The organism is Streptomyces sp. NPDC002055, assembly GCF_040296705.1.
In the GTDB taxonomy this organism is placed as follows: Bacteria; Actinomycetota; Actinomycetes; order Streptomycetales; family Streptomycetaceae; genus Streptomyces.
The window spans coordinates 60,094-86,490 of the sequence record NZ_JBEOXS010000034.1; the positions used below are offsets into that span (position 1 = coordinate 60,094).

The following is a 26,397-nucleotide window of genomic DNA, read 5'->3' on the forward strand; positions in this document are numbered from 1 at the left end:
CTCGTCGGGGCGGGTGGTGCCGGATGTTAGGCGTGATTTCCGGCCGGACCTCATGAGCTGAGCCGCGCTCCGGGAGGGGGCCGGGAATCGTTGGTGCGGCCGGAATACCGGTCTACTGTCTCGTCCTGTCGCCGGCGGGCCGAAGCCTCACTTCACCCCCGTTGACCTGTGCTTATTCGTGCTATCTCGTCCGAACGAGCTGCGCGGAAGGCACGTTGCGTCTCATCCCCCACGCCGTCAGGAGCCCGGTGTACTGCCTGAGATTACGAGCGCGGCTGGCTGCCGCGCGTGACCTGAGACCAGCGTCCGGGAGCAACCAACTCCGTTGACCCGGGCCCGCCCGACAGGCTGATTCACATCGGCGCGATGCCGACGCCTTTGCACGAGAAGTCGGCACCGCGTCTCCTGCGAACACCGAGGAGCCGCTGCGATGCCCTGATACCCCATAGCCCCGACCCATCACCGGCACCCGGCCATCGCCCCCACCTTGGTGAACGGCGGCGGCGGTGAAGAAGACCACTGGAGCCGTTGTCGGCCTCTGCGCAACCGGTCCGCTGCTGCTGGCCGCTCCCGTCCTCGCCTTTGGCGCCGAGGCCGCGTCGGCCTCCTGCTCGACTGACAGTGCACGGCCTGTGGATGCCGCAGCTGTCGCCGCTCAGGTGAAGGCCATCCTGGACGGCGGCGACAAGGGCTCGGTCCACGTGCCGGGGCTGAGCGATCCGGCCGAGCAGGTGCCCAGCGCCAAGAAGATCCAGGCCACCGGCGGCTCGCCGCCCCCTCGCCCGAGCATCACCTCCACAGTCGAAACGGTCACCGGCACACCCGCCCGCACCTACCGCCAATGGGTGTCCGACCACGCCGCCGACTTCGGGTGACCCTGTGCCAACCGCACGGCATGAACATGGCCGCCATACAGGGGTGAGGACAAGAGCAGGTCTGGCGCACACGGCGAGCGTCGGCGGGATTTTCAGAGAGCCTCAACAAGGCGGACCTCGGCGCCCTCGCCCGGCTGTAGGTGGCCATCCAGCAGCCCGTCTTCCCGCGGGGGCTGCACCGGGCTCTACTACAGCCGGGTGCCGACAGAGCAGCTCAAGATTCCTGTGGACCCTGGCGCCGGTGGCAGGGAGGCAGCAGCAGCCGAGCTGATCAGTCTCGGCTTCGCGACCTTTGCCGACGAGGCTCTCACCAGGCGTGGGCCATCCCAGCCGCAGCCCGGAGCCTTAGGCAAACGATGGTTTGACGACAGGTGGACGACGCGTCCGCTGGTGAGTCAGAGGATGTTCCATTGCAGAAATGCATCCTGGCTCATGAGCCCGTGCACTCGCTGCTCGATCTCTCGCAAGCTATGTGGTGCGTGGCGGATCTTCCGAGCGTTTGTCGTGATCATCCGCAGCTCGCGAATCGCGGCCAAGGTCCGGTATCCCGGCCAGGACGTGACGTCCCACCCGTAGGCGTCTGCAAATGCTTCGTAGTGATCTCGGCCGTGTCCGAAGCGTCGGCAATGCACCTCCACAGTGACAAGGTCCCACTCCGGCTGTCCGAGGGCCACGGCGTCCCAGTCGCAGAGGACGGCATCACCTCCACCGACGTGGAGGGCGTTGCGGTGCTGTGGGTCGCCCTGCATCACCCCTTCCGGCAGCTCGAACTTCACTGCGCACAGATCTGATTCGAGCTGGTCTGCGTACTCGGCCATGACCGCCAGCGTGCTTTCGGGAAGGCAGGTGATCGCCGTGAGCGACCGGCGGATCGCCGCGAGGTTGTCGTGATTCGGCAGAGGCACAGGGGGTGCGGTGATCGCGTGGAGTCCGGACAGGGGCTTGGCGAGCTGTGCCGCGGCGACCGGGTGATCCGGCTGGGGCAGGTACGACCAGAAGGTCATGGCGTGCCGACCGACAACAACTGGCTGGTCGAGGGGATGCAGGGGGACGGTGGGGAAGCCGGCTTCCATGAGCCAGCGGACGAACGTCACTGTACGCGCGACGTCCTCGATGCGAGATCCCTTTCGGGCGACCTTGACGACGACCTGCTCCTTCTCAAGGAGGATGACCGCGTTCGTCTGTCCCCGGAGGAGGCGGGCGTCGGAGCAGTCGAGGCCGGTGGCCGCGCACCCTTGCTCCAGGACCTGGTGCATCTCGAATTCGTCGAACCCACCAGGGGTCGGAGCCGCGTCTCTCATGCGGTCCAGACTCGCCGACGGCCGCGCCGCTGTCACATCCTTCCGGGAGGAAGAGCGAGGATTTCGTGGAGCTCCCGTGCGGCGCGGCCGCTTTCCGCACCCGAGGGGAGTGCTCCGAAGACCTCACGGGCCCGCTGCTCCACGATCGGTGTCCGGTGCTCGGGGGCGATCCGCAGAAAGGTGGTTCCGGCAAGCTGACACGCCTCTGCCGGGCTGCGATCGTGTGCCAGGCAGATGGCCGTCTCGAAGTTGAGGAGCGCCGGGTCGATACCGGTCTTCGTCGGGTAGAGGCCGAGTGCCTCTTCCTGTACGCGCCGAGCCTGGCTGGTCCGGCCGAGAGCCGTCAGGGTTCCACTCTCGTACAGCCGCAGCCGTCGCTCTGGGAAGCCAAAGGCATCGTTGTCGGCCTGGGATCCGGACTTGCTCTACTCGAACGCAGCGACGGCGCACCCCAGTGCAGTCTCCGCGCCCGCCATGTCGCCCAGCCTTGCCAGGGCGCGGGCTTCCGCAGCCGAGGCGAAGGCCGCGGTGGAGCTGGGCCGGCCACGGCAGATGATGCGGGCCTCTCGGGACAGAGTGACGGCCGCTTCCAGAGGGCCGTAGTAGAACGGCAGCATCGCGGCTTGCGCCCGAACTCTTGCCCGGAGCTCGGTATTACCGCTGTCATCGGCAGCGTTGCGTGCGGTCGCATACCAGGCCTGTGACCTTGGTAGCTGACCAAGCTTCATGAGAGCGTCAGCGATCAGTGTGGCGAGCGTCGCCGTCAGCTCCGAAAGCCGGACCTGGATCGCGGCCGGCTGCCGGTGTGCTGCCAGGTCCTCGACTTCGGACAGATGGCCGAGCAGCACGGTGATCATCGATGCGGGAGGGGTGTAGACGTACCGCTCCCGGGACCAGAGGACCTGTTCATCGAGCAAGTCGAGCTGGGTTGCACTGACCGTGCTGACCGCCAGAGTGCGGTCCATCGAGCGTCGGGCTGAGTCCACTTGGTGTTCAAGGGAATCTGTCGTGCACGACGTCCGCCGGGTCACGTACGGAGGCAGGGGCTCATTGCCCCGGACGAGGGTGGTGCTCGAAGGGGCCCGGACGGCGTCAGCCGCGTTTCCAAAGCCCAGGTCCTGAGCTGTGCAGGCGTAGAACTCGCACAGCAGCCCGAGGGTTGCCGAACGTGGATGGTGACGTCCGGTTTCCCAGTGTCCGAGCTGGTCACCGTTGGCTCGGGGAGCGTCAGCGCGGCCTTCGGCGAGGTTGTTCAGGCCGTCAGCAGCTTCCTTCAAAGTCAATCCCCGGGCCAGGCGCTGAGCGCGTAGCAGGGATACCGCACAGTGCGCGTGGATGGCCTGCGCCAGTCGGCCGACCGGCTCCCCGCGGTTGCCGACCTGTTCGCGGAGCTCCTTCGCGCAGGACGGACGGTGCGACTTGAGGTCCATCGGCCCCTCCCTCACCGGGCTCCTTTCACACTGAGTTTAGTGACGCACCGTCGGCTCCACGCCAAATCAGTGACGCATTCTTCGCTTTCGGTGACTGAATCAGTGACTGCTCACCGCTGATGTCACTGATCAGCGCCCCATCACGGTTGCTCGCCTGCGGCGCGAGAACGAATCCTGCTCATCGAAGGCTCGACAAGCTGCTGAGTGGCAACGGGCGGGCTCTCCAGCCCTGTCGGATGGAGAACCGCGGCATGGCCACGGAACCAGGAGGTGGTGGGATGACAGCCTTGGTGAACCGGCCGTTCCCCGCAGTGTTGACGCTCGTAACGCCACAACTCCCCGCAGTGGAGAACGACAGCGTGACCGGCGTTGCCGGCGAGGACCAGCAGATGGCGCGGCCGCAACGCGGCGTGAGGGAACTCGCTGAGCCAGGCGGGCTCGTTGACGCGGTCATCCACACGAGCCGTTCACTTGTCACCGCCCGAAGTCATCCGGTGGGTGAGGGAGCGTGGTCCACCGCGCGCTCGATCCCCGGTGCACCTCCCGTTCCCCCCTGCAATGACCGTTCGGGAGGCCTTCGATGAGCCCCACCACCGCCGCCATGCCGGTCTCTGTGGATCCCCTGTCGAAGGCCTCGCGATCCTTTGCGGTGGTCTTCCTCCCCGACCTCGCACGCGTCGCCCAGATGCGCCGGATCACTTCGGCATCTCTGCGGTCGTGGAACCTGCGCGGGCCCGTGGCTGCGGACGTCGTCCTCGCTGTCTCCGAACTGGTCACCAACGCCGTCCAGCACGGCTCCGGCGATGTCGGTCTGCTCGTTCGGTGCAGCGGATGCAAGCTGCGTGTCGAGGTCACCGACGGGAGTCCGGGCCGCCCTGTTGTCCACTACGCGGACGACGATGACGTATCCGGTCGCGGTCTGTTCCTCGTCTCCGTTCTCGCGCAGGACTGGGGTGTCAGCGATGACGGGCTGACGACATGGTGCGAGTTCCGTCTCCCCGCGGGGAGGCCGTAATGGTCGCACGCTGCCACCGAGCTGACGGCCAGGCGGACGGTGTCGCCGTCTACGACCGGAGCGCGGTGAGCCGCGATGCCGACGTAGAGCAGCAGCTCGAGTGGTTCGCTGCGTGAGCAGCCCTCGTCGGCCTGGTCAAGAGGGAGACCGCGCCGTGAAGCGAGCTGACCGTTGGATGGACGATCGGGGCTGGGGCTGGCGTCAGTGGTGCCTGCAGTTCCTCATCGTCGCAGTTGGTGCCGGACTACTGGTGCCGCTCGTGATCACGAACAAGGGTCCCTGACCTCCGCAGAGCGCAGCCGCCGGGGGCTGCCGCGGGACACCAAGTGAGGCCCGATCCGCCGCCCCTTCTGCCCACTACCTGAACATTCACCTCCTGGAGCTCTTCATGCCCGTGAAAACCCTTTCCACCGCCGAGCTCAACCAGTTGACACCCGCAGAGAACGGCATCAAGGCTCACGTCGCCGCCGGGCACACCAACCAGCAGGCCCCCAGCCTGACGGGCATCAAGGCGACCACCGTCAGCAGGCGCCTGAAGCACATCGGGGACAAGCTCGGTGCCACCGGCCGTACCCCTCGGGTCCACGCGGCGCTCTCCACCGGCCAGGTCTCCCCGCCGAGCGTGACGCGGCCGGCCCCGGACTTCACCGACCAGGAGCTGCTGCTTCGGGCCGTCGCCGAACACTCCGAGTACAGCGATATCGCGACCGCCACGTCGCTACAGCTCCCGAATGTCACCGCCTTGCTGAAAGCCCTCCTAGATAAGGCAGAGGCAATCGACACTGCGCACCTCGTGGGACTCGGGCACGCCTGGAAGCTGCTCGGGCCTGGTGTGGGAGATGGGCAGTGAGCGAGCAGCTCAGCAACGCTGAGGCGGCCTCGACGAGCGGCGGGTACAGCCTCTCCTGTGAGCTGGCGGCAGTGCTCGGCCGTAAGCTGATCCGCCGGGCGCGAGAGGACAGGCGCCTGTCGGCGGACTTGCTCCGGGTGCCGGCCAAGCACCGCCGCGAACTCCTTGCGCGATGCCACAGCGAGAATGCGCAGGCCCTCAAGCAGATCGTTGAGCGGCACGGGTGGCCGACCCGCGCGCTCGTAGGCGACGAGGCCTGCACCGCCGCCTTGACGATCTTGCTGCACGCAGGCGATCTACGCTTCCAGCTCCATTGCGGTCATCTGATCGACGACGCCACCGAAGCGGGGCACTGCTCCGGTGTCCACCGCGCCTACATCCAGGACCACTGCGAGGCCCAGCAGGGCAATCCGCAGACCTATGGCACCTGCATCAACACCGTGCTCGGCCGCCCGTACCCGATCCGTGACGAAGCCACCGTCGATGCCCGCCGAGCCTCGATCGGCCTGCGCCCGCTCGAACAGCAGATGCAGGCGCTGCGCGCCGCTTCGCTGCCCACCCTCAAGGAGCTCCGCCCGTGAATGTCGAACTGCTCTCCCCTGCCGACTTTCCGGCGCCGGTCGCCGTCATCTCCGGCGGCTGGTCCAAGGAGCGGGACCGCGCTCTGCTGTCGGGTCACGCCGTCATGGATTCCCTTGCCCGGCAAGGCGTCAAAACCCGGTGGATCGATCTGAAGAACCGGGAAACCCTCCTGAGTGATCTGGCGGGGATCGGACTCGCGGTCCTCGCGATCGCCGGTCGTGGAGCCGAGGACGGCAGATTACAGGGGCTGCTGGAGACCCTCGGCATCGACTACACCGGGTCCGGTGTGCTGGCGTCGGCAGCCGGCATGCACAAGGTCATCGCGAAGACCATCGTCCGGGCCGCGGGTGTCCAGGCGCCCGCAAGCACCGTCATCGAGCCCACGCGCGGGGCCGCCTTCGAAGCCGATCGCATCGAACGGCTGCTCGGCTTGCCGGTCATCATCAAGCCCATCAGCGAGGGCGGCTCCATCGGGCTGCACACCGCGCACACGGCCCACGATCTGCTCCAGGCCATCCGGGCAGCCCCACCCGGCCACGTGATGGCCGAGCGGTTCCATCCCGGCCGGCCGGTCAGTATCGGCATCCTGCAGGCTCCGAGTGGCGCCCCGCACGTCCTGCCCGCCCTCGAAGCCGAACTCCCCGACGCACCCGACGAGGTCTACAGCTACGAAGCCAAACGCGGTCAGACCACTTGCCGGTACCACTGCCCCGCCAACCTCTCCGCCGACTTGGAACAGGCCCTGCACCGACAGGCCCTGACCGCGCACCAGGCGCTGGGCTGCCACGCGTACAGTCGGCACGACTTCATCGTCGCCGACCATGGCGAGGTGCTGTGGCTCGAGGTCAATACCCTGCCCGGCCTGTCCGAGACCGGAAATCTCGCCCGGATGGCCGCAGCCCGCGAGCTCGGCTACGACCAGCTGATCGCCCACGTCGTGCGCAGCGCCCGCACCGACCGCAAGGTCCAGCCGTGAACCACCGCCGGCCAACGCAGCCGGATCCCCTGCCCATGCAGCCTGACGACGTGCGGCTCGCCCTTGCACACCTGGACGGCATCGCTGTTCGCACACCGTTGCTCTCCTCTCCGACCATGGATGAACTGCTCGGGCGCCGTGTCCTGGTCAAGGCCGAGAACCTCCAGCGCACCGGCTCCTTCAAGTTCCGCGGCGCGTACACCGCCCTGTCGACGATGGGTGCACACGCCCGTCTGCGTGGGGTGATCGGCGCGTCGTCGGGCAATCACGGTCAAGCGCTGGCACTCGCGGCCACGCTGTTCAAGACGCGTGCGACGGTGGTGATCCCGAACGACACACCGGCAGTGAAACGTCAGGCAGTCCAAGCCCTCGGAGCGCGCGTCCTCACCTACGACCGGCACACCGGAAACCGGGACGCTCTCGTGGCCGAACACGCACACCGTGAGGGCCTGACGGTAGTGCCCTCCTCCGACTCCCGGCCAGTCATCGCCGGGGCAGGCACGGCAGCCTGGGAGATGCTTCAGGATGCGCCGGACCTGGTGACCATCGTGGTCCCTGTCGGCGGTGGCGGGCTCGCCGCCGGCACCGCACTGGCCGCGCGCGCCCACCATCCGCGCATACGGATCGTCGGGGCCGAGCCGGCCACGGCCGACGACACCCGCCGCTCCCTGCGCCGAGGGCAGCCCGTCCGGATCAGCGCACCGGTGACCATCGCCGACGGTCTGGGCCACACCACTCCCTCCTCGCTTCCGTGGGAGATCAACCAGCGCATGCTGCACGACGTGGTAGCCGTGCCCGACCGTGCGATCGCCGAGTCCATGGCACACCTGTGGCGGCATTACCGCAGTGTCGCCGAACCCTCGGCCGCTACCGGGTTCGCCGGGCTCCTCGCGTGCGTGGACCGGCTGCCCGACGGTCCGGTGGGCGTGATCCTCTCCGGCGGAAACGTCGACTGGGACACCTACAACCGACTGATCACCCTGGTCCTGGACCGAACGGAGCCCAGCCCCCGTGACACACCCGTGCTGCACTGAACCCCTGACGGCCAGTTCGTCTTCACCCCGGCCGCCGCACGAGCCGGTCCCGGTCGTCACCCAGTACGCCAGCCCCGACCTGATCGGTGCCATCACCTACGAGGGGCACGATCCGGCCGAGGACCCACGGTGGGCTGAGTCCGGAGCCCCGACACAGCGGGCGTACCGGCGGTGGTGCCGGCATCTGTGCGGTATGGCGTGCCTGCGGATGGTCTTGCTGCACCGCGATGGCCAGGCCCCCAGCCTCTTCCAACTCCTGGCCGGCGCGCGGCCCTACGGCGCCTACACCACCGCCGGGGGTGGGGAGATCAAAGGGCTGATCTACGCGCCGTTCACGCAGTACGCGGACGAATGCCACGGCCTGCCGGCCACGGTGCACCGCGAACTGCCCCTGGACTCCCTCGTGGACCTGTTGGAGCGAGGCCAGATGGTGATGGCGTCGGTCTCCAAGGAGATCCGGCGTCCGGACCATACTCCCCCGCGCCGGGGCGGCCATCTGGTGCTGGCCATCGGTCACCAGGACGGTTCGATCCTCTACAACAACCCCTCCGGGCACACCGAGCAGACCCGCAGAGCCCGGCTGCCCGTCGCCGAGTTCGGACGCTTCTTCGGCGCCCGCGGCATCGCCCTGGACCTCACGGTGACCGTCAACGGCACGCCGGGCGGATACGCGACCACCCGGCCCGTAGCGTCCTGACAAAACACCCCGAACAGGAAGGAAACCTTCTCGTGCTTCCCATGTCTGTGGCGCAGATCGCCCGCGTCTGCAACGGCCGGCTGGCCGATGTTCCCGACCCCGATTCGATCGTGTCCGCCCCGGTGGTGTTCGACTCCCGCGAGGCCACGCCCGGCAGCCTGTTCGTGGCCCTGGCCGGCAATACGGGCGACGGCCATGACCACGCCCCTGCGGCAGCCGCTCGCGGCGCCGTGGCGATCCTCGCGAACCGGCAGGTCGGCGTACCCGCCGTCATCGTCCCGGACGTCCTCGCCGCCTTCGCTCTGCTCGCCCGGCACCTCGCCCGGCAGCTGACCGGCACGCAGGTGGTCGCAGTCACCGGATCCGCAGGCAAGACCTCCACCAAGGACCTCATCGCCCATCTGCTGACCGTCGCAGGCCCGACCGTCGCGACCCACCAGAGCTTCAACAACGAGATCGGTCTGCCCGTGACCGTGACCAGGGCAGACGCCACCACCCGCTACCTGGTGCTGGAGATGGGAGCCCGCGGCGTGGGTCACATCCGCGACCTGACCGAGATCGCCCGCCCGGACATCTCCGTCGTCCTCAACGTCGGCACCGCTCACGTCGGCGAGTTCGGAGGCCGCCAGAACATCGCCCAGGCCAAGGGCGAACTCATCGAGGCCCTCCCGCCCGGCGGACTCGCCGTCCTCAACGCCGACGACCCCCTCGTCCGGGCCATGGCACCGCGCACACTGGGCCGCATCGTCACCTTCGGCCAGCGGGCCGACGCCACGGTGCGTGCCCGTGATGTCCAGCTCAACGACTTCGGACAGCCCACCTTCACCCTTCTCACCCCCGAAGGCACCGCACCGGTGGAGCTCCAGCTCGTCGGCGGCCACCACGTCTCCAACGCCCTCGCCGCAGCGGCGGTCGCCCGGGAAGCCGGCCTGACCCCGCAGCAGACCGCGTCCCTGCTCGGACAGGCCACCGTGCAGTCCCGCTGGCGCATGGAGGTCCACGAGCTCGCCGACGGCGTGACGGTCATCAACGATGCCTACAACGCCAACCCCGATTCCATGCACGAGTCCCTCAAAGCCCTCGCCGCGATCGGTCGCGGCCGCGACCGGCGCACCGTCGCCGTCCTCGGGCACATGAACGAGCTCGGCGCCGACTCCCGATCCGCGCACGAAGGGGTGGGCCACATGGTTGCCGAGCTCGGCCTGGACCAGTTCATCGCGATCGGAGGGGAGGAAGCCCAGTGGATGCAGCAGGCCGCAACCAGCGCCGGAGCCGCAGCAGCCCTTCACCTCCCCGACCAGGACACCGCCCTGGCCCTGCTGCGCTCCACTTTGCGTACCGGAGACGTGGTCCTGGTCAAGGCCAGCCGGAGTGTCCAGCTGCAGCAGCTGGCCGACAAGCTGCTGCAGCCGGACGCCGAACCCGCAGCCGGTTAGGCCGCGCTCACACCACAACCAGCGGTCCGGGCCAAGCGGTCCACGACACTTCGGCCCTCCTCGGCCAGGTCACCGGTGCCGATCAGCACGATCACATCACCCGGCCGGGCGGCCGCGGCGACGGACTGCGCCGCGGCCGAACGCTCAACCTCCAGCCCGGCCGGCTCACCACCGGCTCTCCTGACGGCCGCAGCCAGATCCTGCAGCACGGCCGGGTGGAGCGCCGGGACGTTCCCGGTGATCACAACCTGATCGGCGCCGGCCAACGCGGTCCCGAAGCCCTCGCAGAACACCGCCAGCCGGGCCTGCGAGGCAGGCTGGAACACCGCCAGGGCCCGCCCCGCCCCGGCCACGGACCGGGCGCCGGCCAGGTCCGCGGCAACCGCCGTGGGGTGATGAGCGTAGGAGGCGTAGACCTGCACACCCGCCGCGGTGCCCAGCGCACTGAATCTGCGCTCCACTCCAGCGAACCCGGCCAGCGCTCGCACCATCACGGCCGCATCCACCCCCGTGGCACATGCGGCCGCCACCGCGGCGGCCGCATTGCGGAGCTGATGCACCCCGGGGACGGTCAGGCGCAGCGGGAGCTCGCGGCCGCCCGGGACCGTCAGCGTCGCCCTGGCCCCCTCCGGGCCGCTGCTCGGATTGCTGATGCGGTAGTCGGCGTCGTCGGCTTGTCCGAAGGTGATCAGCCGCAGCCCTCTGCAGTCGGTGGCCAGTCGCCGGGCCAAGTCGCGGCTGGCCGGGCGGTCGGCGTTGAGCACCACCGTTCCGTCGCGCCGCATGCCCGCCACGAACGCGGCGTAGGCGTTGACGTGTTCCGCCACGTCGGCGTAGGTCTCCGGGTGGTCGTGCTCGAGGTCTGTGATCACGGCGACGTTCACGGACACGGCCAGGAGGCTGCGGTCGGACTCATCGACCTCGGCCACCATCACCGCTCCTGCACCCAGCCGGCTTCCGCTGGCGGGGCCGTTCAGGTCGCCGCCCAGCGCGTAGGAGGGGTCATGCCCCATCCGGCTCAGCGCTGTGGCGATCATGCCGGTGGTGCTGGTCTTGCCGTGGGTGCCGGTCACCCCGACCGCGGTCCGGCCGACCATGAGCTCGTTCAGCGCCTGCGAACGGTGCACCAGGGGGATACCGAGCCTGCGTGCCTGGGCGATCTCCGGGTTCTCTCGGCCGATCGCGGACGTGAACACCACGGCAGTCGCGTCCGCCGGCACATGCCCGGCCGCGTGCCGGCGGTGCACCGTCGCTCCCATCGATGCCAGGACCTCGAGCGCCTCGGTGTGCCTGGCGTCGCTGCCGGACACGATGTGGCCGCGTTCGAGGCACAGGCGGGCCAGCGGCAGCATGCCCATACCTGCGATGCCCACGAAGTGGGCGCGGCGCAGGTCGGCCGGGCCTGTCGGCGACGGCGTCGGGGAATCCTTCGGCACTGCGGTCTCACACATGAAACGACCTCCTCCGGGCGACGCGAGCCGCCCCGCATGCGGAGGCACCCGCATCCCGGGCGCCGCCCACCACGGTCCCGGCCCGGCCTCGGGCACTGCCAGCACCTGCAGGGGTGCGAAACCCTTCGCACCCCCAACCACGACTGCGCTACCGCCACACCGGCAACGGGAGACCCAACGTGCCACTCAACTACGCGCTCGCCCTGGCACTCTCGGCCGCGGGCTGGAGCAACAGCGAGACCGCCCGGCGGCTCAACAAACACGCCGCGAAGCTCGGCTACACAGGTATCGCCGTCGACCACACCAGGGTCGGCCGCTGGCTGCGCTGCGGCGAGAAACCACGACCACCGGTCCACCAGCTCCTCGCCGACCTCCTGTCCGAACACCTCGGACAGCCCTGCACGCCGCAGAGCCTCCAGCTCACCCGCTGCCCGGTCCTGCGCGTACCACTGCAACCACGGGAACACGCGGCACTGCTGCAACAGTCCAAGGCGTCCAACCTCCCACCAGAGGAATACGCAGGCCAACTCCTACGGTCTGCATTGGCCTTGGCCTCAGCACCATCTGATGGCAAGCCCAGGTCGAAAGCCCTGGCCTGAGCACCAGGTCACACCCCAGACGACGCGTCACCGGCGACATAGACAGCCTGGCCGCCACGAGGCCGACCCATCCCTGTCCGCCTTGCTCGCGGCCAACCCCGCGGCGGGCTACCTCGGTGACGGAACCATGACCCGTTCGCCAGGGTTTGCTGACCAGGCCCACAACGGACAGGAGTCCGCAGCCACTCGCGCTGGCTGCGGACTCCCGGCAGCGCTACAGCACAGCGGCAGGGACCTCAGCCCGTAGTACTGGCCGAACTCGCCCTCCGCTGTCTCGACGGTGGCCTTGCCGGACCAACGCAGGCCCGGGACGACGCGGCCGAAGCCGCCCACAACGGACGACGTATGCCCGCACCCAGTCCGAGTGCGAGAGCGGCAGTCGTGGCTGATGCTGCTGGCCTCCGGCCTGGGGTCATCCCCGCGGGTGCGGGGAGCGGCTGTGCGTCACCGCACCTTGGTACGGGATCAAGGGCTCATCCCCGCGGGTGCGGGGAGCGGATCCACGCAGCCACCATGTGCGGGTCCACGTGGGCTCATCCCCGCCGGTGCGGGGAGCGGCGGCCGAGCTGTGAGAGCAGCCATTCGCGGGTGGGCTCATCCCCGCGGGTGCGGGGAGGGGACGGCCGTCGTCGTCTTGCCGACCCCGCCCTTGGGCTCATCCCCGCGGGTGCGGGGAGCGGCGCTCCTTCTCCTCCCGCTCGTACCGGGCCTGGGGCTCATCCCCGCGGGTGCGGGGAGCGGCTGCTGGTCGGTGCCGTGTGCTGCGCGGGGCCGGGCTCATCCCCGCGGGTGCGGGGAGCGGTCCTGGAGCGTGGTGGAGCTGGTGACCGACTCGGTCTCATCCCCGCGGGTGCGGGGAGCGGTCCAAGACCGCCGGGTCCCCGCCCCCCGCGTGGGGCTCATCCCCGCGGGTGCGGGGAGCGGGGATCCGCGGAGCTGCTCGACCAGCATGAGCAGGGCTCATCCCCGCGGGTGCGGGGAGCGGACGTCGGACAGAACGGGGTACGGCACGGTGACGGGCTCATCCCCGCGGGTGCGGGGAGCGGCCTCGCCCAGCACGCGCGCACCGTCGGGGGCCGGGCTCATCCCCGCGGGTGCGGGGAGCGGCGCATGCGGTCGAGTTGGGCGCGGAGAGCCTCGGGCTCATCCCCGCGGGTGCGGGGAGCGGCGGATGGCGGCGCGGGGGTCTCGCTGCCTGTCGGGCTCATCCCCGCGGGTGCGGGGAGCGGCTCGAGACCGAAGGGCCCGGCGCCGGCGCCACGGGCTCATCCCCGCGGGTGCGGGGAGCGGACGCTGCGCCGCCGCCTCGACGAGGACCAGCAGGGCTCATCCCCGCGGGTGCGGGGAGCGGCAGCGCGCCTCGGACGACAGACCACTCCTGCGGGGCTCATCCCCGCGGGTGCGGGGAGCGGATGAGGGCCGCCGCCCGGGACACCGGCGGTTCGGGCTCATCCCCGCGGGTGCGGGGAGCGGTGTTGTTGGCCATGAGTGCGTGCTCCTTATTCGGGCTCATCCCCGCGGGTGCGGGGAGCGGCTCAACCGGTTCGCGGCGCGCGGGATCACCGGGGGCTCATCCCCGCGGGTGCGGGGAGCGGCGCTCCTCCTCGGAGGGCGGGAGTTCGCCGCGGGCTCATCCCCGCGGGTGCGGGGAGCGGACCGCGCTGCTCCTGGTCGGAGTGGTCGTCCTGGGCTCATCCCCGCGGGTGCGGGGAGCGGCGGTCGAGGGTCTCCTTCACCAGGTCGCTCGGGGGCTCATCCCCGCGGGTGCGGGGAGCGGACCTTGAACAGACTGTCGGTGATGGCCGGGTGGGGCTCATCCCCGCGGGTGCGGGGAGCGGGAGGACTACGAGCGCGCCGCGAGTAGCGAGGCGGGCTCATCCCCGCGGGTGCGGGGAGCGGTGCTCGCCGAGCCACCGCACCAGGTCGTCCACGGGCTCATCCCCGCGGGTGCGGGGAGCAGTGTCAGATCACCGACGCGTACAGCGGCGCCACGGGCTCATCCCCGCGGGTGCGGGGAGCGGCTGCCGAAGGGGGCGGAAGCGCGACTGCGCGAGGGCTCATCCCCGCGGGTGCGGGGAGCGGCGTGGTCTACGCCGGACACCAAGATGCTGTGGGGGCTCATCCCCGCGGGTGCGGGGAGCGGCCGTGACCGTGTCCCGTGACCGTGTCGATGGTGTCGTCTGCCTCGGGCTCATCCCCGCGGGTGCGGGGAGCGGACCCAGTCGTTCTTGAGCATCGAGTCACCGACGGGCTCATCCCCGCGGGTGCGGGGAGCGGGCCGACCGCACCGGCGGGCGCGACCCGCACAAGGGCTCATCCCCGCGGGTGCGGGGAGCGGTACTTGTCAGCTTCCGCGCCCGCGTCAGGGTGAGGCTCATCCCCGCGGGTGCGGGGAGCGGACCCTCCCGAAGTCCCGAACCGGGCCTTCGCAGGGCTCATCCCCGCGGGTGCGGGGAGCGGGACGCCGAGGCTGTCGAGGCGTTGCCCGATGGGGGCTCATCCCCGCGGGTGCGGGGAGCGGGTCAACGACGACGTCCACGAAGCCCTGGCCAAGGGCTCATCCCCGCGGGTGCGGGGAGCGGGTGTCCTGCCACATCACCGCGGACGGCGTCCTGGGCTCATCCCCGCGGGTGCGGGGAGCGGAACGGGGTCGGTCACACCTGGATGATCCGCATGGGCTCATCCCCGCGGGTGCGGGGAGCGGACCCTCCCGAAGTCCCGAACCGGGCCTTCGCAGGGCTCATCCCCGCGGGTGCGGGGAGCGGACCCTCCCGAAGTCCCGAACCGGGCCTTCGCAGGGCTCATCCCCGCGGGTGCGGGGAGCGGTCGGTGCCGAACTTCTCCCGCGGGTTGACCTGGGGCTCATCCCCGCGGGTGCGGGGAGCGGCCGACCTTCTTCGGGACCTGCCGGCCGCGGTCGGGCTCATCCCCGCGGGTGCGGGGAGCGGGATGCAGTCGGCGACCTCGGGGCGCCCCATCTGGGCTCATCCCCGCGGGTGCGGGGAGCGGCCTTCGGGCAGTTGCTCGACGGACATGACGACGGGCTCATCCCCGCGGGTGCGGGGAGCGGCCGACAGCCTTGAGCGCCATCATCTGGGCGATGGGCTCATCCCCGCGGGTGCGGGGAGCGGCTTCGGGTCGAACGGGAAACCGTTAGTTGCACGGGCTCATCCCCGCGGGTGCGGGGAGCGGCTGCTCGTGGACTCGCCGATATACCCGCCTGGGGGCTCATCCCCGCGGGTGCGGGGAGCGGAGGACACCGGGCTGCACGGTCAGGGCGTTGTGGGGCTCATCCCCGCGGGTGCGGGGAGCGGCCCGCCGGGCACCCCGCCGAGCTGACCGAGGCGGGCTCATCCCCGCGGGTGCGGGGAGCGGGGCGCGGCTGCTGTCGGTGTCGGCTCCGGCCAGGGCTCATCCCCGCGGGTGCGGGGAGCGGATCTCCACGGAGAAGGAATCCAACCCGGTCCAGGGCTCATCCCCGCGGGTGCGGGGAGCGGCCGCAGTCCAAGTTCGGTGTGCCGGGCAACCTGGGCTCATCCCCGCGGGTGCGGGGAGCGGCGAGTTCACTCCGGGCCCGGAGCGGCAGGCACGGGCTCATCCCCGCGGGTGCGGGGAGCGGTCCATCTGGGACGAGGTGGTGTTCGCGTCGATGGGCTCATCCCCGCGGGTGCGGGGAGCGGTGCTCTTCGGCGAACCACTGGGGCTGGTAGTCGGGCTCATCCCCGCGGGTGCGGGGAGCGGTGGTCAGGTGGTGGCGTACTTCCGCTGGTCGTTGGGCTCATCCCCGCGGGTGCGGGGAGCGGTGTCCCTCGGGCACACCTACGGCAGGCTGGTCGGGCTCATCCCCGCGGGTGCGGGGAGCGGCCTGTTCGGCGCCGCCTGATGCGGGCGCGGCAGGGCTCATCCCCGCGGGTGCGGGGAGCGGGAAATCCTCGCAGTCCTCCTCGCCGAACCCCCGGGCTCATCCCCGCGGGTGCGGGGAGCGGCATGGGGACGATGTCGGCGTCCGGTCGGGCGCGGGCTCATCCCCGCGGGTGCGGGGAGCGGTCTTCGTGAGCTGCACTTTTATCAAGGGGCGACGCTTGTTTCAGCAAGGATGAGAGAAAAGCACATACGGGACAAAAGGGAAGTGGGGTCAGTTCCAAGTGCCCGGCATTCACCCGGGACGGACGACGACAGCGGCGTACAAGCCACCAAGCGCCGAAACCCGAACTCGCCAGACTCACGACGCAGCGGCCCCCACCACACAGCCGTCGGCGGTACGGGCCATCCGCGCATACATGGCCGGAAGGTCACTCCGCTGACGAAGAAGCTACGGCGCCCGGTTGCCAAAGCGACGGCGCTTGGACGCCTTGCTCCAGCCTGAAGTGGGTGACGAGCGAGCAGGGCGGTCTGAAGGACGGAAGATGAGGGTGAGGCCCTCATGGTCGACGGGATGCCATTTGTGGTCGTGGGTGCGGAAGGCGTAGCCCTGTTCGGAGTTGGTGGAGTAGGCGAGCAATGCGCGGCCGTTTCCAGCGTACTGCCGAACCTCGTCCCACAGGATGTCGCGAATGCGGGCGGACGGACTGCCCAGGAAGACACCGGGCGAGATTTCCAGGAGCCAGCGGGTAAGGAAGCCGCGCAGGCCGACCGGGCAGTGGGTGAGGACGATGACCGTCACCAGATCACGCCGTCCCGCGCGAGGGTGTCCTGCACCCCGACATCCTGAGTCAAGGTGTCGCCCTGACCATCTCCGTGGTCGCCATAGTTGCGGCCGGCGGCCACCTCGGTGCCCCGGTCTGACAGGAGGGTGACATGATCACCGTCGTCCGGCAGGTCGACGCCTGCGGGAGCAAGCAGCATCTGGATATCGCGCACGCACCGGTCGAGCAGCCCGGTGGTGTTGATGCGGTCACGCAGCGCTCGTCGCGTTCGGGAGCCGATGTCTTCCGGGCCTTCCGCGGCAACCTCGAAGGCGACGGGAATGCCGATGTCCGTCTTGTAGAAGTCGGCCACGTCGAGAACGAAGGACAGTTCGTGGCCCGAGTGGACAAAACCGAGCCCTGGACTGCAGCCCAGCGCCGCGACCACGGTCTGGGCGATGCCGTACATGCACTGTGCAGCGGCTGTGATCGCTTGGTTCGGGGCGTCACCGGAGCTGAAGTCGCCAGGGGTGAACCGGCGGCCGCGCCAGGGAACACCGGTACGGGCGGCCTGCTCCGCGTAACAACGCTTTACCCGATCGCCCTCACGGCCAAGGAGTTGGCGGCGGGTGCACCCGGCCGGATCCTCATCGGGAAAGCGGAGCCGGTACATGGCCCTGGCCACATTGAGTCGGGCCCGCTGATTCGCCCAGGCGACGGCCTGGGCTTCCACGAGAGCGGAGGAGCGGGTCAGCGCCCGGCCGCCGGCGTAGAAGCGTACGCCGTTCTCGCCCACCCATACGACCACGGCGCCGCTCTCACCGAGCACCGCCATGGCCTGGTGGGTGATCCGCGTGCCCGGGCCAAGGAGCAGCGTGCCGATCGTCGCCGACGGGATGTGGCGAACTCCCTCTGCGTCCTCGGCGGTGATGGCGTTGGCATCGCGGTGCACCACACAGCGTTCGAGGTAGACGAAGGACAGGCGGTCACCGACGCGGGTGAGCTGTCGCGGACTGGAAGCAGGTCGCCGGCTGATCGTGGTCATCGGCTACTCCGCCGGGGCCAGGGTCATGAGCCCGCAGCCGTACGCCTTGGCCTTGCCGAGACCGGAGGTGAGGGTGCGGCGGAGCGCATGGGGATCGAGGACGCGGAGGCGGCCGTCGTAGGTGACGCGGGTCAGCGTCACCTTGTGCGCGCGGGCGTCCGACTCGTTCCTCTTGCGGAAGGCGAGGTCGCTGCGGTTGTGGACGACGACCTCGTGCCAGGCGTCGGGAATGCCGTCCGGCCGGCGCGCTGTCTTCTCCACGATCTCGAAACCGGCGTCTGTCTGCCGTTTGAGCAGCCAGTCCAGCTGATGGCGTGGGGTGACGTGCACGGTGCGCTTGGTCGGCTCGGCGTCGTGCCGCCGGATGCTGTGCACGGGGTTCGCGGTGAGCCGGAAGGCCCAGGTGTCGTCGGCTGCGAGGCGGGCGAGAAAGGGCCCGTACGGCTTCGTCTGCCAACCGCCCGTCGTCGGCCAGCCTGCCTGCTCCACCAGATGGGTGAGGTCGGGCCGGTCGGGGCTGACGACATAGAGCAGCACTTCACTGCGGGACTGTTGGTCCAGGCGCCACAGCACCCGGGGGCCGTCGCCCTGGTGGTCGGGCTTCTCCGCGAAGGACGCCATGACGGCCGCGTGCAGGCTCTGCGGTGAGGCGACCAGCCGGCGGGCGCCCATGCGCGCGGTGTTGAGACGGAATCGGGTCAGGAACATGGTCAGTCTTCCAGTAGCCCCATCGGATCGTGTTGCGACGGTAGGGAAGTCCTGCGGGACGTGCTCAGTGGATTGGCGACGGTGACGGCACTTGAGTGGACATTGCGCAGTCCGTACCTGCGGTGGCGCGGGTCGAAGCTGAGCGGCTGGTCCCGAATCGCCTCGCCTGGGCCGTCACCGGCGACGAGGTCGGCGATCACTTCGAGTTCGACGCGTCGCTCGCGGACACGGCGGCGCTGGAACCAGGCGGATGCCTGCCAGGGCTCGGACCCCAACGCCCGCCACAGACCGCCGCGATGGACGCCCAGGTCGATCGGGCGAGACGGCGGGCAAGAGCGGCGGCCGAGGAACGGCAGGAACGTCGGAGACCGCACCGCCGCGTACAGGGCGCCGATCAACGCTTCACCGCCCTCGACGGCGACGACGAAGACCGCGTCGGAGAGGTAGAAGCGTTCGGAGACCGGCATGGACTTGCCGGTGTCGCCGTGATGTGCGGTCTGGTAGTCGCGGACGCGGGTGCCCGGCTGATCGAGCCGGACGGCGAACGTGAGCGCGGCGAGGTCGGAAAGGTCCGCGCCGCGGTCACGGCCCTGGGCCGCGGCGAGCAGCCCGAGCACGCCGCTCTTGGTTGGCGTGCGCTCCGTCGTGCGCCGCTCGAAGCGCGACGACGCGCCCCAGGACTGGAGCGGGCCCGCGAGGCGCAGCGTCAGGACGGCGGTGCGTTCGCTCATGCGGGACGGTCCCGGCCCTCGGGCGCCTGCCCCGCCAGCCGCTCGGAGACGGCGTCGCCTACCTCGTCGAGCAGTCCGCCGATGGTGACCGCGGTGCCGAGTGCCGCCAGCGGCTCGGTCGCCGCCCCCGCCCTGAGCACCCAGCTCCTGTCGCCGGTGACTTCGTACGCCTTCTCGATGTCGGAGACGTGCGCGAGCAACTGGGCGCAGGCACCGCGCAGATGGCCGCCGGAGCCCATGGGGGCGACGACGGGCTCCTCGAAGGCGGAGACGAAGCTGATGGGCCTGGCCGAGCGGAGGCTGACGATCACGGCTTCGGGGAGGGTGTGGTTGCCGAACGTGTTGATCTTGCCGGTGGGCATGGAGGCCACGAAGCCTTGCAGGAAGGCCCGCACCGCCCTGCGTACCGGCTCGTCCAGCGGCTGATCGGTGCGCCGGCCGACACCGAGGTTGTCGCGTAGCCGGTCGACGTCGAGAGCGGCGTAGCGGTAGAGCGTCGCCGAGTTGAAGTCGACCGTGCCGATCATGCCGGCACCGGATTCCTCCTCCTTCTCGTTCTGGTCGTCCACCGCGGTGAAGTAGTCGGACTCGTTCTCGACCTGGTGGACGCTGATGGCGTGCGCGACCTGGGCCGCGGCGTCGACGTTGATGTCGGCGGAGTCGGCGACCATTCGTCCGAACAGCGCGATGTCCACCGAGTGTCGGGTGTCGGCGATTCCCCGGGCCTTGGTCTTGTTCTCCTTGACCTTCAGGTACGCCTTGATGTCATCGGCTCCCTCGACCGCGAGGCGAGCCAGGCCGTCGATCTGGCGCGAGCTGAGAAACATCAGGTACGAGGACTCCGGCGGCGGCTCCGGCTCGCCCTTCTTCTTCGCGCTCTCGGCCTTCCGGCGCGGAACCTCGATCTTTGAACCCGTCGCGGCGTAGAGCGTTTCGGCGGCCAGCGCCATAGCCGCGGCACCGTCCAACGAAGCTTCCACAGCAGTGATACGCCCGGCCAGAAGCTCGGCGACCCGGCGGGTACGAACGCCGAGTTCGTCCGGGTCGAGCAGATCCTGGAATGCTCGTCGTGTCGCCCTCTTCCATGCCTGGCTGGAGACGCGGGCGCGGCGGACACCGCCGTAGACCGCGGTCTTCGGAGTACCGGTGTCGTCGCGGTTGAGGTTGCTCGGCGGCACGGTCTGCAGCACGTGTACGTCGAGGATGGTGCGGCTCACGGGGTGTCGTCCTCCGGGGTGGTCGTGTCAGGGTCGTGCGGGCCGCTGCCGCCGTCCGGCGCGTCCGGCCCCGCTGGCGCCGAGCCGTTGCCGGCAGCGGCCCGTGGGGCGGCGAGGTAGGAACGCCCCCAGGAGCGGCGTACTGACTGGGGTCCGCCGGGGCTCTGCCACAGGTACAGCTGGTCGGCCAGCAGTCCGTAGTCGAGCGGGACGGCCTCGCGGCGCAGCAGGAGGACGAGCTCGCGCAGCCTCCCGGAGAGCACCACGGGGGTGGCCGCCGTGCCCGCCCGGACGAAGCGTTTGCGCGTCGGCTCGTCGATCTCGGCACCGGGGGCCAGCCGACGCACGGCGGCGCCGAGTTCAGGGCCGGGCCTGCGGTGCATACGAGCGGTGTGGTGGGACTGCTGGTGGAGCGACCACAGGGTGACGGCTGCGTGCGCCGCCTCCTCAGCCTGACGCAGGGCGTCCTCGGACCATTCACGGCGCTCATACCGCTCGTGGAGGGGCTCGGTGCCGATGAGGCCCCACAGGTCTGCGGTCTCACCGGCGGGTCGGCCGATGCCGCGCCGCAGCCGGGCCAACGTGCACACGGCGTCGCTGCGGTCGTCCAGGTAGCCGCGCTGCAGCCACGTGATGCGCTGGTGGACAGCGGTGCCGACCGGACCGAGGGGGGCCTGCCGCGTACCGGACGTGGCAGAGGCGGGAAGGCTGGTGGTCATACCGGCGACTCCACGGGAGGTTGGGCGGGCGGTGGATCCGGCGGGCCGTCATCCTCAGTGGCCAGGAGCCCATTGAGGCGTCGTTTGAAGCGGAGCTCGGCCGCGGCGTCGTTCAGCCATCGCCGTCCGCCACGGGTCTCCACGACGCGTCCTTCCCAGGCGGCGAGTCCGGCGTCGTCCAGCAGGCCGGTGCCCAGACCGCAGACGATGTTGTGCACCTGACGCTTCCAGCGGTCGCGGTGCTCTTCCAGGTCAGGGGCGGCGCCCAGGTCCCGCAGCCATTGGCGGTAATGGGTGTCGAGGGTGCCGAACCCCAGGTCTCGGGCGGTGTCCCCGCGCGGCTGAGGGTCGGCCCCGGACGCCAGGGCGAGGTCGGTGGCGAGGTCGGCGAGCATGCCGACGGCCTTCTCCGCATCGTTCAAGGCGTCCACGGCCTTCTGCCCGTAGCGTCGGTCGTCGCGGTGGAGCAGCACCACGGGCATCAGGACCCCGTCGTCCACCACCTCGTCGATCACCGATTGCTGGGTGCCGTACCGCGCGCCGATGATGCGGGTGCGGATCAGGTAACCGCTTGGGAGAAACCCTTCGGAGGTCAGCCGGGCGATCCACTGTACGATCCCGGGCCGCAGGTACTTGGCGCCGTCCTGGCCCTGATCTGTCCCCGCCTCTCGGCCGGTGAGGAGGCCCTCCATCCCGCGCCAGGCCATGCGCGACGGGGCGTGTTCCTGCGGCAGGTATACGAGCCCTTCGCCACGCTTTTTCTCCTGCGCCGGACTGCGGCGCCAGCCCGTCATCGGCTCGTACCGCATTCTGTTGTGCGGTTCGAGGCGGTCCCCGTACGCCAGCACCACGCCGTGGACACCGTCGGCATCATGGTGCAGCCGGATACGACGGGACTGCCAGGTGTACAGGTCCCGCAGTCCGTAAGGGCGTTGCGCGAGGTCGGCGGCCTCGGCCGGCCCGCACGGTTCGGCCCGCCACGCCGGGCGGTCGGCCTGGTTCACGTGCAACTCTGTGGAGTCCGCGGCCACCAGGTTGAGCAGCAGCGTCTCGTGGAGGTTGTCCGCCTCCACAAGGACGCCACCGAGGGTGCCCGCCCATGCCACGCCCTGGGGGTAGCCCTTGCCGGCCTTCACCCGGGGGTCGTCCACCGCGCCGGATTTGATGCCCGAGGGGTCGAACGCCTGGGCGTGCACCAGCCAACGCGCCGCCTCTGCCCAGCCGAGCCCGTCGACCCCCGGCATGCGCATGCTGAAGAACGGTTCCCCATTGGGCACGTCGGCAACGACGCGGTTGAGGGAGGAGACCTCGTCCTTGGCCGTACGCAACCCGGCGACCTGGAAGAACGGACGCTCGGAATGCAGCAGTTCGAAGCGATCATGGTGCCGGTGGAGGTAGTCGGCCACGAGACCGGCGTACGGCGTCTCGGACAGCCACAGCTCCTCCCATGCGTCGATGTCGGCCGGTGCCGCGCCCGTCCCCGACACGTCGAGAGCGTCGTGGAGGATCGCCAGCAGCAGTCGCGTCAGGGCGAAATCCTGGGTGGGCAGATCTCCGACGAGCCGGCGGATGTCGCGTGCCTGGTCGAACACCTCCAGCAGGGAAAGCTCACGCTTCGAACCGTCGACAAGCTGGACGGGCAACCAGGGGCGATGGGCCAGGTTGAAGGACGGCGTCCCTGGCACCGGTGCCGCTTCCTTTCCCTTGCTCGGTTCCTCGCGTGTCACCAGCAGTCCCTCGTCGGGGTCATAAGCCAGATGCCATCCCGCCAGCTGGGTGCGACAGTCCTCGTCGAGCGCGAGGATCAGCTCCCCGGCGAGCCAGTGGCTCTCCTTCTCCTGCCAGGCGGGGACGTACAGCTCTTCCAGTTCGGCGAGGGCCTGCTCCAGCTTGTCGGGGAAGGAGAAGTGGTAGGGCAGTCGCAGACCGCTCGCAGCGGCTGCCCGCGCGGCGCACGCGGACGGTACGGCGCCGGTGGGCAGTTCCAGACCGCCGCGCCCCTTGTCCAGCCAGGGCAGAGTGCACAGGGTGCCGTCGGCCCGGCGCATGACGACCAGGACCTCCAGGCTCTCCCGGCTGTCCCGGACCTGCGCTCGTCCGGCCCTGCTGTCATCCGCGTCACCGACGCCTGCGCCGATCCAGCCGATGAGAGGCCGCCCGGCCTTACGTACCTCGTCCAGCCGGAAGACCTCCGCCTTCTGCTGCTGCTTGGCACGGGCTTCGTGGTGAGAGGCCCGCGCGGGAACAACGGTCTGCTCCCAGAGCGGCGGGCAGGGTTCGTCGTCCCCGTACGCCCGCTGGACGAGAGGGCTGATGTCCTCCGGCAGCCGAACCGGCCGGCCCGGCGTCCCGGGTTCTCCGAGGTGCGGGGTGAGTACGGCGAGCGACCGGAGCAGCGGATACGCACCATAAACCGTGCGCGAGCCTTTGACGGGCGTGGGCGCGGGATCCGTTCGCCAGTCGACTCCGGTCACCAGGCAGCGCGGCTGCCGCAGGCGCGGAGGACGTTCGCTCTGCTGCTCACCGCGCGGGTGGCGGTGCAGCCGCCCCATTCGCTGGAGCAGCAGGTCCACGGGGCACAGGTCGGTCACCAGCAGATCGAAGTCCACATCCAGCGACTGCTCGGCGACCTGGCTCGCGACGACGATGTGTGTTTCCCGTGGACGGTGGGGTGACTTGCTCTCGCGGTCCGGTGGTCCGAATCGGCTCAGCAGCGAGGCATCCTTGCGCGCTCGGTCGACATCGATGAAGCGCGCGTGCGCGACGGTGACGTGCTCGGCACCGAACCTCGCCCTGAGGGAGGCGGCCGTCTCCATCACCCGGTCGACCGTGTTGCGGACAACCAACGCACATCCGCCGTCGGCTAGTTCGGCTACAAGACGATCCGCAAGCGCAGTCTCGTCATCCGCCAGGCGCTCCACCACCACGTCGGTCCGGCGCCCAGAGGCCGCCGGTGACGCCTTCACCGGCTCCGCACCGGGGGCGACGGCGGTCAGCAGCGGATAGTCGGTGGCGCCGTCGAGCGCCTCGGCGCTCTGCCCGGCGTACGCCTCCGCCAACTCCCTTCGCCGGCCTGCTGGAAGCGTCGCCGACAGCACCACGACGGGAACCCGGTATGCCCCCAACCACGACAGCACCCGGTCGAGGTAGGTGTTCATGTAGGCGTCATAGGCATGCACTTCGTCGATGACGACGACCTTGCCGACCATCGCCAAGTGCCGAAGAGCGAGGTGCCTGCTCTTGAGACCGGTCATCAGTAACTGGTCGATCGTCCCGACGGCGAACGAGGCGAGCAGGCCCTTCTTCCGTCCCCTCAGCCACTGGTGCGCGACGAGGTCGGCGGAGGCGCACTTCGCGTCGCCCGCGGGACGTTCGTCCTCACCGTACGCGTCCACAGCGGCGATGGTGCGGTGGCTTTCGCGCATCAGGGCTGCATAGTCCTCCTGGAGCGCCGCCTTCGCGTGCGCCAGCAGGACCGAACGCCGCTCCGCCGAGGTCTCCCCCGCAGTCGGCGACGTGAGGGTCGGGAGCCGGTCGAGCCAGTCCAGGAGCCGAGGGAACATGGCATTGCTGGTCGCCATCGTGGGCAGGGCCAGGTAGCATCCGCCCGCACCCGAGCGAGCCGCGAACACCTCTGCCACCGCGAGTGCCGCCTCGGTCTTCCCCTCCCCCATGGGCGCCTCGATGATCAGCATCCCCGGCTGTTCCATGCCCCGGGCCATCGCGAGTGCCTGCTCCTGCACCGGCCGCACCACGGCACCGGGCGGCAGATCGAAGCGCGCGGCGAACAACTCCGCTGCCTGTTCCCGTGGTTCGGACGGTGACCACGGTGCGGGTAGCTGAAGCCCCTGCCACGCCGCGGTGACCCGCTCGGTGTCAGTCCGGGGATGCTCCTCGGGGAAGTACGGGAAAAGGTCCGGATTGCTGGCGATCCAGTCGCACACGATGACGATCGCGGTCAGCAGCACCTGGACCGGCTGGGGAAGTTTTACCCCTCGCCAGTGGGCAAGCCGGTCGTCCACCCCGAAGACGTCGGCAGAGGTATCCAGCAGTTCGTTCTGCACCCGCCGCCAGACAGCCTCCGCCGGGCCCGGCGTCCGCAACAGTTCGGGATGCGCGTCGAGGTTGTGGATCTGCACATGGTCCGGTGGTACGCCGTGGTGACCGCCGGCCATCACAGCGAACTGCGCCGAAGCCCTGCGGGTCCAGCCATGCCGTTCCTCGAGCCACTCCTGCAGCAGCAACTGTCCGGCCAGCCCATGCGGTGCCATCCGACGGTCGTCGCCGAACTGCTTGCACGTCCGTATGCCGAGGCCCGCGGTACTCATCACATGGGCCAGATCGTCCACTTGGCACGCGAAAGCAGGGGTGGCCTTTCCGATGTCATGCGTCCCCGCCAGCCACACGCATAGCCGCCGACCATCGGCCTCCCCCTCGGGGAACGCCTCAGCGACCAGCTTCTTCACGTTGCGCGGCAGCCAGTGGTCCCAGAGCAGCCCGGCGACAGCGGCACTGTCCGCCATGTGCCGCCAGAGCGGCAGCCACTTCTCCGTGGCCCGATCGTGCTTGGCCCACACGGTGCGGGCCGCGCCGCTCAAGCGGTCACCGAGGTTTGTGGGCGGGTTCCCTTCGTCATGCACGGCGGTTATTCAACAGGAACCTGGATTGTCAGGTCGGGGCATACGACACGATTGATCAATGCTTGTCTCTCGTGATCAAAACGTGCCACGACACGAAGGGAGATTGCCTGCAAGCGCTAGACCGATGCATCCGGCGGGCGGCGACGAGGCCGGCAGTGCCACCCACGCAGGCCTGGACATAGCCGGGCACGGGATCGCGTACGATTCGGCGAAACACCTGCTTCCCGCATTCGCGGGATACTTCACCCGGCAAAAGGCTCTGCGCACCACTGAAGCTAGACCGGCGCTGCGGATAAAGGTAGTCCGGTGTGAATAACTAGGTCCACCGATCCGAAGCATATTCGGATGTTCCCTTGCAAGTCGCCACGCGCCAGGCCGCCCTGGCCCCTCCCCACACCTGCGGGGATACGCCCACCAGCCTCGATCTTGCATGAGGGGCCGTCAGCTTGCTGACGGCCCCTCATGC

General features: G+C 69.8%; 18 protein-coding genes, 1 pseudogene and 1 CRISPR repeat array. Of the genes and pseudogenes, 9 read left to right on the top strand and 10 right to left on the bottom strand.

What is annotated here, in order from left to right; all coding sequences use genetic code 11:
- Positions 1-506: 506 nt before the first annotated feature.
- Positions 507-764 (top strand): annotated as a pseudogene (locus ABT112_RS21700) (hypothetical protein); the annotation flags it as partial.
- Between the two features lie 506 nt (positions 765-1,270).
- Here ABT112_RS21700 and ABT112_RS21705 read toward each other — a convergent pair.
- Together ABT112_RS21705 and ABT112_RS21710 are read right to left on the bottom strand one after the other, a co-directional pair.
- Complete coding sequence (locus ABT112_RS21705; RefSeq protein WP_351511970.1) at positions 1,271-2,176, bottom strand: phosphotransferase; 906 nt, start codon at positions 2,174-2,176, stop codon at positions 1,271-1,273.
- 425 nt (positions 2,177-2,601) lie between these two features.
- A complete protein-coding gene (locus ABT112_RS21710; protein ID WP_351511972.1) occupies positions 2,602-3,606 on the bottom strand; it encodes an NsdA family TPR-like regulatory protein in 1,005 nt (334 codons plus the stop codon).
- Positions 3,607-4,186: 580 nt separating this feature from the next.
- Between ABT112_RS21710 and ABT112_RS21715 the strand changes: the two genes are divergently transcribed.
- From ABT112_RS21715 to ABT112_RS21745, 7 genes are all read left to right on the top strand, one after another.
- Entirely contained in the window at positions 4,187-4,621 is a 435-nt protein-coding gene (locus ABT112_RS21715) for an ATP-binding protein (RefSeq protein WP_351511974.1), read from the top strand.
- A 388-nt stretch (positions 4,622-5,009) separates the two neighbouring features.
- Positions 5,010-5,471 (top strand): helix-turn-helix transcriptional regulator, encoded by a 462-nt coding sequence (locus ABT112_RS21720; protein ID WP_351511975.1) that lies wholly within the window; start codon positions 5,010-5,012, stop codon positions 5,469-5,471.
- Positions 5,468-6,052 carry a DUF6624 domain-containing protein gene (locus ABT112_RS21725; protein WP_351511977.1) on the top strand — a complete coding sequence of 195 codons (585 nt, stop codon included), beginning with the start codon at positions 5,468-5,470 and terminating at the stop codon, positions 6,050-6,052. The genes ABT112_RS21720 and ABT112_RS21725 overlap by 4 nt, the downstream gene beginning before the upstream one ends.
- Positions 6,049-7,029 carry a D-alanine--D-alanine ligase family protein gene (locus ABT112_RS21730; RefSeq protein WP_351511978.1) on the top strand — a complete coding sequence of 327 codons (981 nt, stop codon included), beginning with the start codon at positions 6,049-6,051 and terminating at the stop codon, positions 7,027-7,029. The genes ABT112_RS21725 and ABT112_RS21730 overlap by 4 nt, the downstream gene beginning before the upstream one ends.
- A 35-nt stretch (positions 7,030-7,064) precedes the next feature.
- Positions 7,065-8,063 (top strand): threonine ammonia-lyase, encoded by a 999-nt coding sequence (locus ABT112_RS21735; RefSeq protein ID WP_351511980.1) that lies wholly within the window; start codon positions 7,065-7,067, stop codon positions 8,061-8,063.
- Positions 8,064-8,271: 208 nt separating this feature from the next.
- Positions 8,272-8,760, top strand: a complete 489-nt coding sequence (locus ABT112_RS21740; RefSeq protein ID WP_502975406.1) for a peptidase — start codon at positions 8,272-8,274, stop codon at positions 8,758-8,760.
- Positions 8,761-8,792: 32 nt separating this feature from the next.
- The gene (locus ABT112_RS21745; protein ID WP_351511984.1) at positions 8,793-10,196 is read left to right on the top strand and encodes a UDP-N-acetylmuramoyl-tripeptide--D-alanyl-D-alanine ligase; all 1,404 of its coding nucleotides are present in this window, start codon (positions 8,793-8,795) and stop codon (positions 10,194-10,196) included.
- Here ABT112_RS21745 and murC read toward each other — a convergent pair.
- Positions 10,193-11,647 carry a UDP-N-acetylmuramate--L-alanine ligase gene (gene murC / locus ABT112_RS21750; RefSeq protein WP_351511986.1) on the bottom strand — a complete coding sequence of 485 codons (1,455 nt, stop codon included), beginning with the start codon at positions 11,645-11,647 and terminating at the stop codon, positions 10,193-10,195. The two genes, ABT112_RS21745 and murC, sit on opposite strands and share 4 nt — an antisense overlap.
- 179 nt (positions 11,648-11,826) lie before the next feature.
- On the opposite strand from murC, the gene ABT112_RS21755 reads away from it, so the two are divergent.
- Positions 11,827-12,246, top strand: coding sequence for a hypothetical protein (locus tag ABT112_RS21755; RefSeq protein ID WP_351511988.1), 420 nt, complete (start codon positions 11,827-11,829; stop codon positions 12,244-12,246).
- Positions 12,247-12,654: 408 nt separating this feature from the next.
- Positions 12,655-16,293: direct repeats of the CRISPR family, unit length 29 nt; unit sequence GGGCTCATCCCCGCGGGTGCGGGGAGCGG.
- A gap of 265 nt (positions 16,294-16,558) precedes the next feature.
- Here the strand turns inward: ABT112_RS21755 and cas2e are convergent.
- Genes cas2e through casA form a run of 7 tightly spaced genes read right to left on the bottom strand, consistent with a single transcriptional unit; the run spans position 16,559 to position 25,931 of the window.
- Complete coding sequence (cas2e, locus tag ABT112_RS21760; protein WP_351511990.1) at positions 16,559-16,909, bottom strand: type I-E CRISPR-associated endoribonuclease Cas2e; 351 nt, start codon at positions 16,907-16,909, stop codon at positions 16,559-16,561.
- Positions 16,906-17,916 carry a type I-E CRISPR-associated endonuclease Cas1e gene (gene cas1e / locus ABT112_RS21765; RefSeq protein WP_351511992.1) on the bottom strand — a complete coding sequence of 337 codons (1,011 nt, stop codon included), beginning with the start codon at positions 17,914-17,916 and terminating at the stop codon, positions 16,906-16,908. The genes cas2e and cas1e overlap by 4 nt, the downstream gene beginning before the upstream one ends.
- Before the next feature lie 3 nt (positions 17,917-17,919).
- A complete protein-coding gene (gene cas6e / locus ABT112_RS21770; protein ID WP_351511994.1) occupies positions 17,920-18,624 on the bottom strand; it encodes a type I-E CRISPR-associated protein Cas6/Cse3/CasE in 705 nt (234 codons plus the stop codon).
- A 2-nt stretch (positions 18,625-18,626) separates the two neighbouring features.
- Positions 18,627-19,355, bottom strand: coding sequence for a type I-E CRISPR-associated protein Cas5/CasD (gene cas5e / locus ABT112_RS21775; RefSeq protein ID WP_351511996.1), 729 nt, complete (start codon positions 19,353-19,355; stop codon positions 18,627-18,629).
- Positions 19,352-20,572, bottom strand: coding sequence for a type I-E CRISPR-associated protein Cas7/Cse4/CasC (gene cas7e / locus ABT112_RS21780; protein ID WP_351511997.1), 1,221 nt, complete (start codon positions 20,570-20,572; stop codon positions 19,352-19,354). The genes cas5e and cas7e overlap by 4 nt, the downstream gene beginning before the upstream one ends.
- Positions 20,569-21,291 (bottom strand): type I-E CRISPR-associated protein Cse2/CasB, encoded by a 723-nt coding sequence (gene casB, locus ABT112_RS21785; RefSeq protein WP_351511999.1) that lies wholly within the window; start codon positions 21,289-21,291, stop codon positions 20,569-20,571. The genes cas7e and casB overlap by 4 nt, the downstream gene beginning before the upstream one ends.
- Complete coding sequence (gene casA, locus ABT112_RS21790; RefSeq protein WP_351512001.1) at positions 21,288-25,931, bottom strand: type I-E CRISPR-associated protein Cse1/CasA; 4,644 nt, start codon at positions 25,929-25,931, stop codon at positions 21,288-21,290. Before casA ends, casB begins: the two co-directional genes overlap by 4 nt.
- Positions 25,932-26,397 lie beyond the last annotated feature (466 nt).

What these genes read in the sequence shown, in the direction of transcription:
- cas6e (WP_351511994.1), bottom strand. Translation starts at nt 18,624, where the DNA reads ATGTTCCTGACCCGATTCCGTCTCAACACCGCGCGCATGGGCGCCCGC.
- ABT112_RS21710 (WP_351511972.1), bottom strand. Translation starts at nt 3,606, where the DNA reads ATGGACCTCAAGTCGCACCGTCCGTCCTGCGCGAAGGAGCTCCGCGAA.
- cas1e (WP_351511992.1), bottom strand. Translation starts at nt 17,916, where the DNA reads ATGACCACGATCAGCCGGCGACCTGCTTCCAGTCCGCGACAGCTCACC.
- ABT112_RS21740 (WP_502975406.1), top strand. Translation starts at nt 8,272, where the DNA reads ATGGTCTTGCTGCACCGCGATGGCCAGGCCCCCAGCCTCTTCCAACTC.
- ABT112_RS21705 (WP_351511970.1), bottom strand. Translation starts at nt 2,176, where the DNA reads ATGAGAGACGCGGCTCCGACCCCTGGTGGGTTCGACGAATTCGAGATG.
- ABT112_RS21735 (WP_351511980.1), top strand. Translation starts at nt 7,065, where the DNA reads ATGCAGCCTGACGACGTGCGGCTCGCCCTTGCACACCTGGACGGCATC.
- ABT112_RS21715 (WP_351511974.1), top strand. Translation starts at nt 4,187, where the DNA reads ATGAGCCCCACCACCGCCGCCATGCCGGTCTCTGTGGATCCCCTGTCG.
- cas5e (WP_351511996.1), bottom strand. Translation starts at nt 19,355, where the DNA reads ATGAGCGAACGCACCGCCGTCCTGACGCTGCGCCTCGCGGGCCCGCTC.
- murC (WP_351511986.1), bottom strand. Translation starts at nt 11,647, where the DNA reads ATGTGTGAGACCGCAGTGCCGAAGGATTCCCCGACGCCGTCGCCGACA.
- ABT112_RS21720 (WP_351511975.1), top strand. Translation starts at nt 5,010, where the DNA reads ATGCCCGTGAAAACCCTTTCCACCGCCGAGCTCAACCAGTTGACACCC.
- casB (WP_351511999.1), bottom strand. Translation starts at nt 21,291, where the DNA reads ATGACCACCAGCCTTCCCGCCTCTGCCACGTCCGGTACGCGGCAGGCC.